Here is a 15,953-nt window from a genome sequence, read left to right as displayed (position 1 = left end):
TTGTCGGATCTGAAATTGTATTTGTTGCTATGCTTCGTGCTTGGGTTGGTTCGCTTTTGGGAACCATCGCTGAGGAGAAAAACTCCAGCCTTGGGGTGAGGAAAGGCAGTCTCCGATCGGTCCTCCGCGCATCTGGGCGTCGAACTCCTTTTACGCCGCCGCAAGGTTTCGATCCGCATGGTCTGCGTCGTTCGATGCCGAGGAGGCCCGCCGCTTTTTTTTCGGGGCGCTTTGTTCTATCCGGGGAGGGGGCGGTCGTTGGGCCGTCGCCGGTTCAAGACTCCATCCCCGGGCCCCGTCTTGCCTTCGTCCTTTTTGCCAATCCCCCGGATGTCTCTGCCTGCCCTGAGAGGGCAGTGGTGGTGACGACTTTTCTCTTGTCCTGCGTTCTCGTCTTTCTGGGGGGCGCTATCGGTGGCATCGGTCGTTTTTTCTTGTCGGGCCTCGTTGCCCGCCGTTTTGGCGAGACCTTTCCGTGGGGCACGCTCACCGTCAACGTGATCGGCTGCGGGGCGATCGGCATCCTCGCCGCGCTCATGTTGGATCCAGCGACGCAGGGCCCGTCGAACCTGCCGCTCTGGGCGCTCTTCGTCACCGGCGGACTCGGCAGCTTCACGACCGTTTCTTCCTTCGCGCTGCAGACGCTGGCGCTGGCGCGTGCCGGTGAGCCACTCGATGCCGTCCTCAACATCGCGGTATCTCTTGCCGCCTGTCTTCTCGCGGTCGCCTCCGGCTTCGGTGCAGCGCATGCGCTCGTGGGGGCTTGAGAGCATGCCGCGGCAGGCGCGCCTCCTCATGGCCGTTGCGCTTGGAGCCGCCAGCGGCTCGCTCCTGCGCTATCTCGCCTCGCTGGCTGCGCTCGCGCTTCTCGGCTCCGGCTTTGCCTGGGGCACGCTTTTCGTCAACGTCGTCGGCTCGGTTCTGATCGGGTTTTACTCGACGCTGACGGAGCCCGATGGGCGCATCATGGCGGGGCCGATCCTGCGCCAGGGCGTGCTCACCGGTTTTTGCGGTGGTTTTACGACGTTTTCCGTTTTCAGCCTGGAGACGTTCCTCCTGCTTCAGGCCCAGGCTTTCGGTGCTGCCGCACTCAATGTTGCCGCCTCTGTCCTTCTCTGGCTCGTGGCCGTTTGGGTCGGCTACCGCATCGGCACGCGCCTCAACCGTCTGAAAGGAAGCTGAGCCATGCCTGACACGAAGGATGCGCGCCTCCTGCGCCTTTTCATCGGCGAAAGCGACGAGCATGAAGGCCGTCCGCTCTATGAGGCGATTGTTCTGAAGGCTCGCGAGATGGGGCTCGCTGGCGCGACGGTTCTGCGCGGCCCGATGGGGTTCGGCCGGTCGAGCCGTCTGCATACCTCGAAGATCCTGCGCCTTTCGGAAGATCTTCCGCTCATCATCGAAATCGTCGACACGGCTGAAAAGATCGAAAGCTTCGTTCGGGCTGCGGAGCCGATGCTGGGCAGCGGTCTCGTCACGCTGGAGAAGGTCGAGGTCGTGCGCTACGGCCACGATGCAGGGCTCGAATAAGCCTCTTCTTTCCGTCATTTTCGGTTTGGCTCGAGCGCCCTTGCGACGTAAGGGAATGCTGGTTCTGCGGGGCTCTCTGCCGGTTTATTCGGTGCAGGCCCGGCATCGGGCGCGCGCGTGGTTGCCCGCCGCCCTTCTGCCCGCTAGAACGCCGCGATTATCTTTTTGAGGCTCGCCGCGACGCGAGCCCCTCTCATCTTCAGGAAGGGTGCCGGAAATGCGCGTTTACTACGACCGCGATGCGGACGTGAATCTCATCAAAGACAAGAAGGTCGCCGTCGTCGGTTATGGCAGCCAGGGCCATGCCCATGCGCTCAATCTGCGCGATTCAGGCGTCAAGGACGTGGCCATCGCCCTGCGCGAAGGCTCCTCGTCCGCCAAGAAGGCGGAAGGCGCGGGCCTCAAGGTGATGTCGGTTGCCGATGCCGCCGCCTGGGCCGACCTCATCATGATGTGCACGCCCGACGAGCTGCAGGCCGACATCTACAACGAGCACATCGCCGCCAATATCAAGGACGGTGCTGCGATCGCCTTTGCCCACGGCCTCAACGTGCATTTCAATCTGATCGAGCCGAAGGCGAGCCTCGACGTGATCATGATTGCGCCGAAGGGCCCGGGCCACACGGTGCGTTCGGAATATCAGCGCGGCGCCGGCGTTCCCTGCCTCGTCGCCGTTCAGCAGGACGCGACCGGCAATGCGCACGACGTTGCCGTCGCTTATGCGTCGGCCATCGGTGGCGGCCGCGCCGGCATCATCGAGACGACCTTCAAGGAAGAGTGCGAGACCGACCTCTTCGGCGAGCAGGCCGTTCTGTGCGGTGGCGTCGTGGAGCTGATGCGTGCCGGTTTCGAGACGCTGGTGGAAGCCGGCTACGCGCCGGAGATGGCGTATTTCGAATGCGTCCACGAGATGAAGCTCATCGTCGACCTCATCTATGAGGGCGGCATCGCCAACATGAACTACTCGATCTCCAACACCGCCGAATACGGCGAGTACATGTCCGGTCCTCGGGTGATCACGGACGAATCTCGTCAGGCGATGCGTGCGGTTCTGAAGGACATCCAGACCGGCAAGTTCACCTCCGATTGGATGACGGAGTGCCGCGCCGGACAGCCCCGCTTCAAGGGCACCCGCCGCATGAACGACGCGCATCAGCTCGAGGCGACCGGTGCCAAGCTGCGTGAGATGATGCCCTGGATCAAAGAGAACCAGCTCGTCGACAAGGCGAAGAACTGAGGCTGCGGCGAGGGGGATACTCCTCGCCTTGCGTCACGGTTTCGAGGGGGTCGGCATGCCGGCCCCCTTTTGCTTTGGTCTCTCGTGCCTCAGTCGGCCTGTTCGCGGATGAACTGCACGCCGACCTGGTCGCCCTTGCGCCAGATCACTTCGGCCTTCAGCATCACATTGTCCGATTCCAGGAGAAGCTCGAAGCTCTCCGGGACGGCGACCGGGTTGGTCACTTTGAGTTTTGCCCCGCCTTTCGACAGGTCCCGCACCACACAATCGATCGTGGAGTGGCGGTCGTTCAGTACGATTTTCGCGGATTTGAGGGCCCGTGCGCGGTGCTCGGACCGCTTTTCCTGATCTTCCATCCTTGTCAACCCAGGGTTTCTCCGGCCAAAAATACCTTTCACCCGTTCATCAGGCGTAACGCAAGCCCTCTCGCGCGACGGTCGGATAGGGATCTGGCTGACCGGATCGGGTGTGCGATTGCCAGGAAAGCCGATGCTCAGCCTCTTTGATATTTCTGCCCTTCTGCTCGTTCTGTCGGCCCTCTTCGGGTGGGTCAATGTGCGCTTCATTCGCTTGCCGCATACGATCGGAATGCTGCTGATGGCGTTGTTCGCCTCGCTCGCCATCGTCGCCTTCGACATCGTGATGCCCGGCTCGCATGTGCGCGAAGCCTTTACCCAGACGATCCGGCAAATCGATTTCTTCGATACGCTGATGCACGGCATGCTGGCGTTCCTGCTTTTCGCCGGTGCCCTGCATGTCGATTTCGGGCTTTTGAAGTCGGAACGCTGGGCCGTCGGCCTGATGGCGAGCCTCGGCGTCCTCATCTCCACCGTCCTCATCGGCTTCGGCTTCTATTTCGGGGCGAATTTCTTTGGCGTCGACCTTTCGCTTCCCTGGGCGTTGGTCTTCGGCGCTTTGATCAGCCCGACAGATCCGGTCGCGGTTCTGTCGTTGTTGAAGTCCGTGCGGGTGCCCGAGACTCTGGAAGTCAAGATCGCCGGCGAGAGCCTCTTCAACGACGGCGTCGGCATCGTCGTGTTTACCGTGCTTCTCGCGATCGCGGCGGGGGGAGGCGAGATCGAGCCTCTCCATATCGGCGAGATCTTCCTTCTGGAGGCGGGCGGGGGCGCGCTTCTCGGCTTCGTCGGCGGATGGATCGCCGTCCGGCTGATGCAGTCGATCGACCATTATCCGGTCGAGATCCTTTTAAGCCTCGCGCTCGTGACCGGGCTTTATGCCGTCGCGCTCGCGCTGCACATGTCGGGGCCGATCGCCGTCGTCGTGGCCGGTCTTCTCGTCGGCAATCGCGGCCAGCGCACGGCGATGAGCGAAGAGACCAAGACCTATCTGTTTCATTTCTGGGAGGTGATCGACGAGCTTTTGAACTCGGTCCTGTTCCTCCTCATCGGGCTCGAGGTTCTGATCGTCGCGATCGATCCGGAGCTGGCGCTTTTTGCCGTGGCCACGATCCCTCTCGTCCTTCTGGCGCGTCTCGTCTCTGTCTTTTTGCCGATCACGCTCCTTGCCTTGAAGCGCACCTTCACGGCCGGGTCGATCGCCGTGCTCACCTGGGGCGGGGTGCGCGGGGGCATTTCCGTCGCGCTTGCGCTGTCATTGCCGGACGTGCCCGCCAAGCAGCCGATTCTCCTGACCACTTATGCGGTGGTGATTTTCTCCATCGTGGTGCAGGGTCTGACGATCAGAAGCCTCATACGTCGTGTCGTGTTCACTTAGGAGGGGATGTGGAACGCCGTTATCAGATCTACGACGTCTTTACCGACAAGGCCTTGGCCGGAAATCCTCTGGCGATCGTTATCGATGCAGACGGGCTGGAGACCAGCCAGATGCAGGCGATTGCACGTGAATTCAATTTGTCGGAGACGGTCTTCATTCTCTCCGCGGACAATCCGGCGCATTCGGCGCGGGCCCGCATTTTTACGCCTTTCAGCGAACTGCCCTTCGCAGGCCATCCGACCGTCGGCGCGGCCGTGTGCCTCGCCTCGGCGCGTTTCGGCGGACAGCCGAGCGGACAGGACGCCGTCGTGGTTCTGGAAGAAGGGATCGGGCCGGTGCGGTGCGGCGTCAAGCTTTCCGAGCAGGCAGGCTTCGCCGAGTTCGACTGTCCAAAACTTCCCGTGGAAATGGGACCTGCCCGTGAGATCGACGAAATCGCCGCGGCCTGCGGGCTGACGACCGGCGAACTGCTGTTCGAAAACCACAAGCCGATGGTGTGGTCGGCGGGATTGCCGTTTCATTTCGTTCCGGTGCAGGACCGTGCCGCACTCGCTGCCGTGGATCCGGCGCATCCGGCCTGGGCCGAAACCTTCAGCCAGGACGGCGTCTATCTCTACTGTCGCGATCCGGAGGGGCGGGACAACCAGTTTCGGGCCCGCATGCTCGCGCCCTCGCTCGGGATTGCGGAAGATCCGGCGACCGGTTCGGCCGCGGCGGCCTTCGCCGGCCAGCTTCTGAAGTTCGATCAATTGCCGGATGGCGATCATGCCGTGCGCATCGAGCAGGGGTTCGAGATGAGCCGGCCTTCGATCATTCGCCTCGAAGTCAGCATCACGCGTTCCGCCATCACGGCGGTGCGAATCGGCGGTGCGGCCGTGCAGGTGATGGAAGGTGTGCTCCAGGTTTGACGAGGCTTCGCTTGTCATGCCGAATGCGCGGCCACATGCGCGGCTTTGATGTGGGTGGCGCCCGGCGGCGTCACCGGCATTTGCTTTTGCGGCGCGCTGAGGTTAAAAGGCCTGACGTGTTGACGTTGTGGAACGCCGCTCGAATGCGCTCGCCGACGAAGCATTGCGACATTTCCTTCTCCCGTGCCCCTTCGGGCGCGGCGCTGGCGCTTACCCTTCTTCCCCTCGACCTTCTTCTCCTTAGGCGCCCCTGAGCGTCGACAGCCCGGGCCGGTTTCGACCGAGCCGCACAGGGCGGGCACTCAGGGGAGACGCGAACAAGCCGAAACGTTCAGCGCCTCGATGAGGCCAGCCGGGAGACCGGCAAGGAGAATTCAAATGACCATTACCGACGAAGTCCGATCCGAAGGCGACCGCGTCGTCATTTTCGACACCACTTTGCGCGACGGCGAGCAATGTCCCGGCGCGACCATGACGTTTGAGGAAAAGCTCGAAGTCGCTGCCTTCCTCGACCAGATGGGCGTCGACATCATCGAAGCGGGCTTTCCGATCGCCTCGCCGGGTGATTTCGAGGCGGTCTCGGAAATTGCCCGCCGCTCGAAGAATTCCGTCATCGCCGGTCTCGCGAGAGCCAATCCGGGCGACATCGACCGGGCCGGCGAGGCCGTGCGGCACGCGAAGCGCGGGCGGATCCATACCTTCATCTCCACCTCACCGGTGCATATGAAATTCAAGCTGCAGAAGGAGCCGGAGCAGGTTCTGCAGCTCGTCACCGATTCCGTCGCCCGAGCGCGCAATCTGGTCGACGACGTGGAATGGTCGGCCGAGGACGGGACGCGCACGGAATTCGATTTCCTGTGTCGCTGCGTCGAAGCGGCGATCCGATCCGGCGCCGGGACGATCAACATCCCCGATACCGTCGGCTACACCACGCCCGACGAATACCGCGATCTCTTCATCCGCCTGCGCGAGGCAGTGCCCAATTCCGATCAGGCGGTCTTCTCCGTCCATTGCCACAACGATCTCGGCATGGCGGTGGCGAATTCACTCGCCGGCGTCGTCGGTGGCTGCCGCCAGATCGAGTGCACCGTCAACGGCATCGGCGAACGGGCCGGCAATGCGGCGCTGGAAGAAATCGTCATGGCGATCGAAACGCGCCGGGACGTTCTGCCCTATCACACCGGTATCGATACGAAGATGCTGACGCGCGCCTCGAAGATGGTGTCGTCGGCGACCTCCTTCCCGGTGCAGTTCAACAAGGCGATCGTCGGTCGCAATGCCTTCGCGCATGAAAGCGGCATCCACCAGGACGGCATGCTGAAGCATACCCAGACCTACGAGATCATGACGCCGGAATCGGTCGGCGTTCAGAAGACCTCGCTCGTCATGGGCAAGCATTCCGGCCGCAATGCCTTCCGCTCCAAGCTGAAGGAGCTCGGCTACGACCTGGGCGACAATGCGTTCGAGGATGCCTTCAACCGCTTCAAGGCGCTGGCCGATCGCAAGAAGCATGTCTTTGACGAGGACATCGAGGCGCTGGTCGACGAGAAGCTGGCGAATGCGGCCGATCGTATCCGGCTGGAAGCGCTGACGATCATTGCCGGTACGATGGGCCCGCAGGCCGCGACCCTGACGGTCAGTCAGGATGGCCAGCACCGCACCTTCCAGGCGACGGGCAACGGCCCGGTCGATGCCACCTTCAATGCGATCAAATCGCTCGTCCCGCATGAGGCGAGCCTGGCGCTCTATCAGGTGCATGCGGTGACCGGCGGCACGGACGCGCAGGCGGAGGTTTCTGTGCGCGTCGAAGACCGCGAGGGCCGGGCGGTGACCGGGCGTGCCTCCGATCCCGACACGCTGGTTGCCTCCGCAAAAGCCTATCTCGCCGCGGTCAACAAGCTGATCGCGCGCGGCGAACGGCTGCACGCGCAGGCCGGCTGACGCGGCTGCCCTTGGCACACGAACACACGCACGACAGCATCACCGGGCCGGCGGAAACGCCGGGCCGGAATGTTTTGGACGGGACGGGCGCCTCGCTCGGCGAAAAGGCCGGGCGTCTCGATCCTCCGGCCGCCGGGGCGCGGCTGCCGCGGCTCATCTGGATCGACGTCTTTCGCGGCATCGCGCTCGTGGCGATGGCGGTCTACCACTGCTCCTGGGATCTTGCCTTCTTCGGGTTTTCCAATGCGGGCGTGGCGAGTGCGCCGGGCTGGATCCTGTTCGCACGCATGATCGCCGGATCGTTTCTGTTTCTCGTCGGCGTGAGCCTCGCGCTTGCCCATCATTCCGGGCTTCGGTTTCGGCCTTTCCTCAAGCGTCTTGCGATGGTCGCGGGCGGCGCGGCGGCGATTACCGTCGTCACCTATCTGGTCTTCCCGGAGGCCTATATCTTCTTCGGCATTCTGCACGAGATCGCACTGGCGAGCGTGCTCGGCCTCCTCTTCCTGCGGGCGCCGTTATGGCTCGTCGCAGCTGCGGCAGCGTTCTTCCTGTTCGGGGCGGATTTCCTCGCAGGCCCCGCTTTCAACGGCCGCTATCTGCAGTTTCTCGGGCTGATGACCTACCGCCCGTTCACCAACGATTACGTGCCGCTTTTTCCGTGGTTCGGCGTCGTCCTGTCGGGCCTCGTCGGTGGGCGTCTGCTTCTGAAAAATCAGCAGGTTCTGAGACTCCTGGCAAAACCCGCGCGCGATCCGATCTCGCAGGCGCTCGCCTTCGGCGGACGCCATTCGCTGGCCTTCTACCTCATCCATCAGCCGGTGCTGTTCGGCCTCGTCTATGCGGCGGCGTGGGTGACGATGCGCTGAGCTCTTGGCCCTGGGCCCTGGGCCCTGAGCCTGGGCGCGAAGCGGAGCCAAGGCGCGCTTCGGTTTCGCTATCGGGAGCAGCATCACGGGCATCGGCCGAAGGGGATTTATCTGCGCTTCGGCCCCGAGGCTTAAGAAGAACGCTCTGCAAAATCGGCGATCACCGCCACGAAGGCGCTGCCGTAGCGATCGAGCTTGGCCTCGCCGACACCGGGAACATGGGCCATCTCGGCACGTGAGCGGGGACGCGCCGCCGCGAGCTCGATCAGGGTCTTGTCGTGAAAGATCACATAGGGCGGCACGTTCTGCTGCCGTGCGATCTCGAGCCGTTTTTCTCTGAGCATCTGAAAGAGAGCCCGATCGGCTTCCGGCACGACGGACTGAGCCGTGCTTTGTCCGCCCTTGCCGCGCCGGCTTCGGCGAGGGGCTGGCACGCGCAGCATGAGCGTCGGCTTGTCGCGCAGGAAGTTGCGACCGGCGGTCGAGATCGACAGGCCTCCGTGACCCGCAAGGTCGACGTCGACGAGGCGCAGCGCGATCAGCTGGCGCAGGATGGCCCGCCACAGGCGGCTGTCGTGCTCCTTGCCGATGCCGAAGGTCGAGATGCGGTCATGGCCGAACTGCGCGATGCGCTCGCTCTCCACGCCGAGAAGAACATCGACGATATAGGCCTGCCCGAAGCGCTCGCCGGTGCGATAGATGCAGGAGAGCGCCTTCTGCGCCGCGATCGTCCCGTCGAAGAGCTGTGGTGGCGCGGCGCAGGTGTCGCAATTGCCGCAAGGCTCGCAATTGTCGCCGAAATAGGCGAGCAGCACCTGGCGGCGGCAACCCGCCGTCTCGGCCAGACCCAGGAGCGCATCGAGCTTCTGCCGCTCCGTCCGCTTGCGCTCGTCCGGGGCATCCGATTCCTCGATGAAGCGGTTGCGCAGCGCGACGTCTTCGGGACCGTAGAGCATCAGCGTCTCGGCGGGCAGGCCGTCCCGCCCGGCGCGGCCGGTCTCCTGGTAATAGGCCTCCAGGCTTCCCGGCAGATCGATATGGGCGACGAAGCGCACGTCCGGTTTGTCGATGCCCATGCCGAAAGCGATGGTGGCGACCATGACGACCGCCTCGCCATGCTGGAAGCGCTGCTGGTTCGCCTCGCGATCGGCCTTGTCCATGCCCGCGTGATAGGCGAGGGCGTCGTAAGCCTCGCCACGAAGCCAGGCGGCCGTCTCCTCGCACTTGCGCTTGGAGAGGCAGTAGACGATGCCGCTCTCGCCTTGATGGCGCTTGAGAAAATCCTTCAGCTGGGCGCGGGGATTGTCCTTTTCGGCGATGGCGTAGCGGATGTTGGGGCGGTCGAAGCCGGCGATGAAGGCGTCGGCTTCGACGATCTCGAGATGCGACAGGATCTCGGCGCGCGTCGGCGCATCGGCCGTTGCCGTCAGGGCCATGCGCGGCGTCTTCGGGAACTGGCGCACGAGCACGTCGAGCTGGCGGTAGGAGGGGCGGAAGTCGTGGCCCCATTGCGACAGGCAGTGGGCCTCGTCGATGGCGATCAGCGACAGGGTCGTCTGCCCAAGCCGCTGCAAGACCCCACCGCGCAGGAGCGTTTCGGGCGCGACATAGAGGAGATCGAGCGCGCCGGCCTCGATATCGCTCCACAAGGCGCGCCGCTCTTCCGGCGGAAGATCGGAGTTGAGCGCGGCGGCTTTCACCCCCGCCTGGCGCAAGGCCGCGACCTGATCGGCCATCAGGGCCAGAAGCGGGGAGACGATCAGCGCCATGCCGGGTCGGGCGATCGCCGGGATCTGGTAGCAGAGCGATTTTCCGCCGCCGGTCGGCATCAGCACGAAGGCGTTATGGCCGCCAATCACATGCTCGATGATGCGCGCCTGCGGGCCCCGGAACGCATCATAGCCATAGACAGCTTTGAGGATTTCGACGGCTTTCGTGGGCATGTGAGGTCGCATGGAGAATCGTGGGAGCGTTCTCCATAGCAGCTTCGCCCGGGTCACGATCAATGGGCGGTGTCGGCGGCGGTTTTCTCGAAGTGGGGCGCCGACCTTTCCGAGATTGACGAAGATGCTTTCTCGCTCGGTGGAGAAATCGAGGCCCACGGCCGCCGACTTCGCTACCCGGACCCCTTCTCGCTGGTGATCAGTGTCTCTCGACGGCGGCTGCGATCGCGTCCGACATGATCTCTACACCCTGATCGATCTCCGCCTCCGAGACGGTCAGCGGCGGGGCGATGCGGAAGACGCCGCCCATGCCCGGCAGTTTGACGATGTTCATGCTGAGGCCGCGCTGTATCGCCTCTTCCATGATTTTCGCTCCGAGCTCGAAGCCGGGCGCCTTGGTCTGCCGGTCGGTGACGATTTCGAGCCCGAGAAGGAGGCCGCGGCCGCGCACGTCGCCGACGCATTCGAATTTCTGCTTGAGCGAGAAAAGCCCATCGGTGAGGCGCTTTCCGCGCACACTTGCCTGCTCGACGAGGCCGTCGCGGGCGACGACATCGAGGACGGTGACGCCGACGGCGGCGGGCAGCGGGTCGGAGACGTGGGTCGTGTAGAAGAGGAAGCCGCGCTCATGCGCCTTTTCCTCGATCGCCTCGGTGGTCATGACGGCGGCGAGCGGCAGGCCGGCACCGAGCGTTTTCGACAGCGTCATGATGTCGGGCGTGACGCCGTCGCGCTGGAAGGCGAACATGTGGCCGGTGCGGCCGACGCCGGTCTGCGCCTCGTCGAGGATGAGGAGCATGCCGCGCTCCTCGCATTTCTTTTTGAGCGCCGCGAGATAGCCCGGGGGCAGGTCGAGGATGCCGCCGCTCGAGAGGATCGGCTCGGCGATGAAAGCAGCGAGATTGCCGGTCGACTGGCGGTCGATCAGCCAGAAAGCGTCGTCGAGCTCGGCCTGCCAGTCGTTCGTGCCGTCCGCTTTCGCAAAGCGCGGGCGGTAAGCGTTGGGCGCGGGGATGGCAAAGGAGCCGATCGCGGCCGGGCCGTAGCCGGCGCGCCCGGCGCTGTAGGTGGCGGATGCCGCGGCACCTGTCATGCCGTGCCAGCTCTGGGCGAAGGCGACGATCTCGTGGCCACCGGTGACGAGCTTCGCCATGCGAATTGCCGCTTCGTTCGATTCCGCTCCCGTGGTGAGGAGCTGCACGCGGTCGAGGCCGGGCGCAAGCGCGGCGAGACGCTCGGCGAGCGCGACCACCGGGCGTGACAGCATGCCCGAGAAGAGATGCGCGACCGCGCCCATCTGACGGTTCACCGTCGCAACGATGTCGGGATGGGTGTGGCCGAGGAGGGCGCTCATCTGGCCGGAGGTGAAGTCGAGGATGGCGCGGCCGTCGGCGTCATAGACAAAGCTTCCCTCGGCGCGCTCGGCGATGATCGTCTCGAAGTTCGGTCCGTAGCGCGTCAGATGCTTGTGGGCGGAGGCCCAGAAGGCGGGATCGTCATTGAGCGACATGCGGCTCTCCTTCGGCAGCGTTGCGGAGAAGGCTAGCAGAAGCTTGCGAGCCTCAGCGAATTGATATTATTTCATTCCGATATCAATCTGATTGATGCCCTCCTTGCTCGACCTCGCGCTCCTGAAGAATTTCGTCATCTGCGCCCGTGCGGGCTCGATCAGCCTCGCATCGCAGCAGGTCGGGCGCACACAGCCGGCCCTCAGCATGCAGATGCACCGGCTCGAGGAGTTTTTGGGGCAGAGGCTGATGCGCCGGACGGGGCAGGGGGTGCGGCTGACGGCGGCAGGCGAGCAGCTTCTCGCGCATGCGGAAGCCCTGCTGGCGCAGCACGACGAGATCCTCGCCGACATGAACGGAACGGCCTTGAAGGGCAGCTTGAGCTTCGGCTGCCCGGAGGATTATTCGATCGCCTTTCTGCCGGCTCTCCTCAACGGCTTTTGCGCGCTTCACCCCGAGGTCGAACTGCGCATGATCTGCGCGCCGACCTTCGAGCTGCGCCCGATGCTGCGTCGGCGCCAGATCGACATGGCGATGGTGTCTCTTGCGGATCCGGAGAATGGCGCGGTGATCCGCAAGGAGCGCTTCGTCTGGGTCGCGGATTCCGAAGCGCCGGCCATTCTTGAAAGCAGCACATTGCCGCTGGCGCTGTCTGCCCCGGTCACGCTCGACTACCGCGCAGCGTGCGATGCGATGGATGCCGTCGATCGCCGCTACCGGGTCGCCTATGCCAGCAACAGTCTCGCGGGCCTCATCGCCATCGCCCGGTCCGGCCATGCGATCAGCGTTCTGACCCGCACCGCCGTTCCGTCCGATCTCTCAATCGTCACGGAAGGCTTGCCGCCTCTGCCGGAGATCGGCATCGCCCTCGAATTCGCGGACGAACGGCCATCCTCGATCGTGAATGCCTTCGCCGATCATATTCGCGAGGTTCTGCCGATGCTGGGTGAGGCAGCGCTCCCCTTTGCCGGCGAAGGCGTGGAGGGCCTGCGCCATCCGCTCTGAAGGGCTGGCGCAAACCCGCAGGTGCAGCCTGATTTCTCCGGTCGCCTACGGTCCTCTCAGTAGGGCGCTTCGACCTTTCCGAGATTGACGTAGACGCTCTTCCGCTCGGTGTAGAAATCGAGCGCGGCGAGGCCGTTCTCGCGGCCGATGCCGGATTGCTTGGTGCCGCCGAAGGGCATGGCGATCGGCGTCAGATTGTAAGAATTGACCCAGATCGTGCCCGCCTGCAGCGCCGCCGCGACGCGGTGGGCGCGGGCGAGGTTCTGCGTCATCAGCCCGGCCGCGAGACCGAAGGGCGTCGCATTGGCGCGGGCGACGACCTCTTCCTCCTCGGAAAAGGAGAGGACGCTCATGACGGGGCCGAAAATCTCTTCGCAGACGATCGTCATGTCGTCGCGTGTCTCGGCGAAGATCGCCGGGCGCATGAAGAAGCCGTTTTCGAACTCGCCCGTCGTCAGCCGCTCGCCGCCGGTGACGAGCTTCGCGCCTTCCGCGACGCCTTTTTCGACATAGGCGAGGACCTTTTGCAGATGCGCTTCGGAGATGAGCGGGCCCATCTGTGTGTCCGGATCGAGCGGATCGCCGAGACGGATTTTTTCCGTGCGCTCCGTGAGCCTTGCGAGGAATTCCTCGCGAACTGATTCATGCACGAAGACACGCGTGCCATTGGAGCAGATTTCGCCCTGCGTATAGAAGTTTGCAAGGAGCGCCGCAGAAACCGAATCATCGATGTCGGCGTCCTCGAAGACGATGAGTGCCGACTTGCCGCCGAGCTCCATCGTGACGTGTTTGAGCGTCTCGGCCGCGGCCGCCATGATGCGCTTTCCCGTCGGCACGGAGCCGGTCAGCGACACTTTTGCGATGCCGGGATGGGCCGTCATGGCGGCGCCCGTTTCGCCGGCGCCGAGGACGACATTGAAGAGACCTTTCGGGGCACCGGCCTCTTCGACGATCTCGGCCAGCTTGAGCGCGGTGATCGGCGTCAATTCGCTCGGCTTGAAGATCATGGCATTGCCGGCGGCAAGCGCCGGCGCTGTCTTCCAGGAGGCGATCTGGATCGGATAATTCCAGGCTCCGATGCCGGCGCAGACGCCGAGCGGTTCGCGGCGCGTATAGGCGAAGGCGTCCTCGCCGAGCGGCATGTGCTCGCCATGGACGATCTGCGTCAGGCCGGCGAAGAACTCGAAACAATCGGCGGCCGAGCCGATATCGGCCTCCGGGGCTTCCTGGATGGGCTTGCCGGTGTCGAGGACTTCGAGACGCGCGAGTTCGTCCGTGCGGGCGCGCAGGAGATGGGCGACGCGGTTGAGGACGCGGCCGCGTTCGGCCGGCGCCATCGCCAGCCATTCGCGCTGTGCGGTCTGGGCTGCGGCGACGGCGCGGTCGATTGTCGCGCTGTCGGCGGCCGCGAAGCGGGCGAGGATCGTGCCGTTCGCAGGATTGATCGTGGCGATCTTCTCGCCACCGCCGGCCACCTTTTCTCCGGCGATATGGGAGGCGAGGTCGGGCATAAGCGTATCGGGCGCGGTCATCGGCATCACACGGTCTTTGGGGGTGGAAGGGGCGCGAGCCGGCGTCGCCGTCATTCAGGCGGGTGCCGGCAGGGGACAAATATCCTGACGAAAATCGATGCGTTGTGCAATTCTGCACCGATGCCGCGCCTGATGGCTTGCACAGCGCGGCTGGCGCCACTATACAGCGCCCACGCTTCGGGTGTGTAGCTCAGTTGGTAGAGCAGCTGACTCTTAATCAGCGGGTCCAGGGTTCGAGTCCCTGCTCACCCACCAATCTTTCAAAAACGACAGAGCGCGCTGTGGAGAGCCTTCTCCGGCTGGCGCGCCTCGGCACAAAAAACCCGGCCTCGCGGCCGGGTTTTCGCTTTTTGGGGCTTCTTCGACGCCGATCAGCTTGATCGGGCAGGCGCCATCTCGCTGCGCAGCGCGCGTCCGTCGTCGAGCTTCGCATAGATATTTGCCACGATCGCGCCGGCGATGTTGTGCCAGACGCTGAAGATCGCGCTCGGCACGGCGGCGAGGGGCGAGAAATGGGCGCTGGCGAGCGCCGCCCCCAGGCCGGAATTCTGCATGCCGACCTCGATCGAGATCGCCTTGCGCTTGGCCACCGGCATGCCGCTCATGCGCGCGAGCCAATAGCCGAGCGCCAGTCCGATGCCGTTGTGGAGGGCGACGACCGCGAAGATGAGAAGACCGGTCGTGGCGATTTTCTCCTGATTGACCGCAACCACGGCCGCGATGATGAGGACGATGCCGGTGACGCTGACGAGCGGCAGCGCGGGAATCGCGGCGCGCACCAGTGCCGGCGCCAGCTTCTGCATGACGAAGCCGAGACCGAGCGGCAGAAGAATCATCTTCACGATCGAGATGAACATGCTCACGGCATCGACCGGCAGATACTGGCTGGCGAAAAGCCAGACGAGGAAGGGCGTGACGATCGGTGCTGCCAAGGTCGTGACGCTGGTGCAGGCGACGCTCAACGCTACGTCGCCGCGGCACAGATACGTCATCACGTTGCTGGCCGTGCCGCCCGGGCAACAGCCGACCAGGATGACGCCGGCCGCCACTTCCGGCGACATCGGAATGATCGATGTGAGGGCGACCGCAACGAGCGGCATGATGAGGAATTGCGCGCCGACCCCGATCGCCACGTCCTTCGGCCGACGGACGACCTCGCGGAAATCCTTCAGCGAGATCGTCAGCCCCATGCCGAACATGATCATGCCGAGGAGCGGGACGATATAGGGGACAAGGGTTCGGAAGACGTCGGGCAGGACGAATCCGAGGACCGCGAAGGCAATGACCCACAAGGCAAAGGTGCGCCCAAAGAACGCGGACACAAGCGCAATAGCTCTCACTGTTTCCTCCTGATGGCAGCGAATGCTGCGGGAGCTGCCAATGGCTTGCTTCTAAAAGCAAAATCCGGTGAGGAGCGGTCATGCACCCGCGCATGTGGTGCTGTCTACCGACGGGGCGAATTAGGCCGGATTCTGCCGGCTTTCCGAAAAATCTGTTCTCCTTGTGCCCGGAATTCTGCTCGCGGCGGCGAAAATTTTTACGAAGTGACGTCCTTCAGAAAAAGAATCGTTTTCGCCTCCGTCCCGGTGCGAGCATTTCGGCCTATGTGCAGAAAAACGCCTATCTACAGGCGCTTCCGAAGTCTTCCTGCGTCTGGCACGGAATATGCAAAGAAGATCCGTAGAATGGCTCTATGGAAGACGCATGGCTCTTATGCAAAGCCTGTTTTCGCAGTTTTCTTTAGGGTCC

At 63.9% G+C, this 15,953-nt stretch carries 14 protein-coding genes and 1 tRNA gene; 10 read left to right on the top strand and 5 right to left on the bottom strand.

Going from position 1 to position 15,953, the window contains the following annotated elements; all coding sequences use genetic code 11:
* Window positions 1-362 precede the first annotated feature (362 nt).
* The 4 genes from crcB to ilvC all read left to right on the top strand — a co-directional run bounded on the left by crcB (window position 363) and on the right by ilvC (window position 2,767).
* Entirely contained in the window at window positions 363-767 is a 405-nt protein-coding gene (crcB, locus tag L0F51_RS06420; protein WP_234628410.1) for a fluoride efflux transporter CrcB, read from the top strand.
* 28 nt (window positions 768-795) lie between these two features.
* A complete protein-coding gene (locus L0F51_RS06415; protein ID WP_234628409.1) occupies window positions 796-1,182 on the top strand; it encodes a CrcB family protein in 387 nt (128 codons plus the stop codon).
* 3 nt (window positions 1,183-1,185) lie between these two features.
* Window positions 1,186-1,530, top strand: coding sequence for a DUF190 domain-containing protein (locus L0F51_RS06410; protein ID WP_128291581.1), 345 nt, complete (start codon window positions 1,186-1,188; stop codon window positions 1,528-1,530).
* 217 nt (window positions 1,531-1,747) lie between these two features.
* On the top strand, window positions 1,748-2,767 hold the full coding sequence (ilvC, locus tag L0F51_RS06405) for a ketol-acid reductoisomerase (RefSeq protein WP_234628408.1): 1,020 nt from the start codon (window positions 1,748-1,750) through the stop codon (window positions 2,765-2,767).
* Between the two features lie 89 nt (window positions 2,768-2,856).
* On the opposite strand, the gene L0F51_RS06400 is transcribed toward ilvC, so the two are convergent.
* Window positions 2,857-3,123 (bottom strand): PilZ domain-containing protein, encoded by a 267-nt coding sequence (locus tag L0F51_RS06400; protein ID WP_128291865.1) that lies wholly within the window; start codon window positions 3,121-3,123, stop codon window positions 2,857-2,859.
* A gap of 133 nt (window positions 3,124-3,256) precedes the next feature.
* Between L0F51_RS06400 and L0F51_RS06395 the strand changes: the two genes are divergently transcribed.
* The 4 genes from L0F51_RS06395 (at window position 3,257) to L0F51_RS06380 (ending at window position 8,216) form a co-directional block, all read left to right on the top strand.
* Window positions 3,257-4,501 (top strand): sodium:proton antiporter, encoded by a 1,245-nt coding sequence (locus tag L0F51_RS06395; protein WP_234628407.1) that lies wholly within the window; start codon window positions 3,257-3,259, stop codon window positions 4,499-4,501.
* Between the two features lie 8 nt (window positions 4,502-4,509).
* On the top strand, window positions 4,510-5,409 hold the full coding sequence (locus tag L0F51_RS06390) for a PhzF family phenazine biosynthesis protein (RefSeq protein ID WP_234628406.1): 900 nt from the start codon (window positions 4,510-4,512) through the stop codon (window positions 5,407-5,409).
* Between the two features lie 378 nt (window positions 5,410-5,787).
* Complete coding sequence (locus L0F51_RS06385) at window positions 5,788-7,350, top strand: 2-isopropylmalate synthase (protein WP_234628405.1); 1,563 nt, start codon at window positions 5,788-5,790, stop codon at window positions 7,348-7,350.
* 11 nt (window positions 7,351-7,361) lie between these two features.
* The gene (locus tag L0F51_RS06380; RefSeq protein ID WP_234628404.1) at window positions 7,362-8,216 is read left to right on the top strand and encodes a DUF1624 domain-containing protein; all 855 of its coding nucleotides are present in this window, start codon (window positions 7,362-7,364) and stop codon (window positions 8,214-8,216) included.
* A 131-nt stretch (window positions 8,217-8,347) separates the two neighbouring features.
* Here the strand turns inward: L0F51_RS06380 and recQ are convergent, their stop codons facing one another.
* Both recQ and L0F51_RS06370 read right to left on the bottom strand, forming a co-directional pair.
* The gene (gene recQ, locus L0F51_RS06375) at window positions 8,348-10,159 is read right to left on the bottom strand and encodes a DNA helicase RecQ (protein ID WP_234628403.1); all 1,812 of its coding nucleotides are present in this window, start codon (window positions 10,157-10,159) and stop codon (window positions 8,348-8,350) included.
* Window positions 10,160-10,358: 199 nt separating this feature from the next.
* Window positions 10,359-11,669, bottom strand: coding sequence for an aspartate aminotransferase family protein (locus L0F51_RS06370; RefSeq protein ID WP_234628402.1), 1,311 nt, complete (start codon window positions 11,667-11,669; stop codon window positions 10,359-10,361).
* Between the two features lie 94 nt (window positions 11,670-11,763).
* On the opposite strand from L0F51_RS06370, the gene L0F51_RS06365 reads away from it, so the two are divergent.
* Entirely contained in the window at window positions 11,764-12,672 is a 909-nt protein-coding gene (locus tag L0F51_RS06365) for a LysR family transcriptional regulator (RefSeq protein WP_234629359.1), read from the top strand.
* A 56-nt stretch (window positions 12,673-12,728) separates the two neighbouring features.
* On the opposite strand, the gene betB is transcribed toward L0F51_RS06365, so the two are convergent.
* Window positions 12,729-14,210 (bottom strand): betaine-aldehyde dehydrogenase, encoded by a 1,482-nt coding sequence (gene betB, locus L0F51_RS06360; RefSeq protein ID WP_370642321.1) that lies wholly within the window; start codon window positions 14,208-14,210, stop codon window positions 12,729-12,731.
* A gap of 173 nt (window positions 14,211-14,383) precedes the next feature.
* Here betB and L0F51_RS06355 point away from each other — a divergent pair.
* Window positions 14,384-14,459 (top strand) — tRNA-Lys (locus L0F51_RS06355).
* A 116-nt stretch (window positions 14,460-14,575) separates the two neighbouring features.
* Here the strand turns inward: L0F51_RS06355 and L0F51_RS06350 are convergent.
* Window positions 14,576-15,544: a bile acid:sodium symporter family protein gene (locus L0F51_RS06350; RefSeq protein WP_234628401.1), complete on the bottom strand. Its 969-nt coding sequence runs from the start codon at window positions 15,542-15,544 to the stop codon at window positions 14,576-14,578.
* Window positions 15,545-15,953: the final 409 nt, after the last annotated feature.

The sequence above is a fragment of the Afifella sp. H1R genome (genome assembly GCF_021462425.1).
Taxonomy (GTDB): Bacteria; Pseudomonadota; Alphaproteobacteria; order Rhizobiales; family Afifellaceae; genus Afifella; species Afifella aestuarii.
The sequence above is the reverse complement of the archived record's forward strand: the minus strand, read 5'-3'. Positions and strand labels throughout refer to the sequence as shown.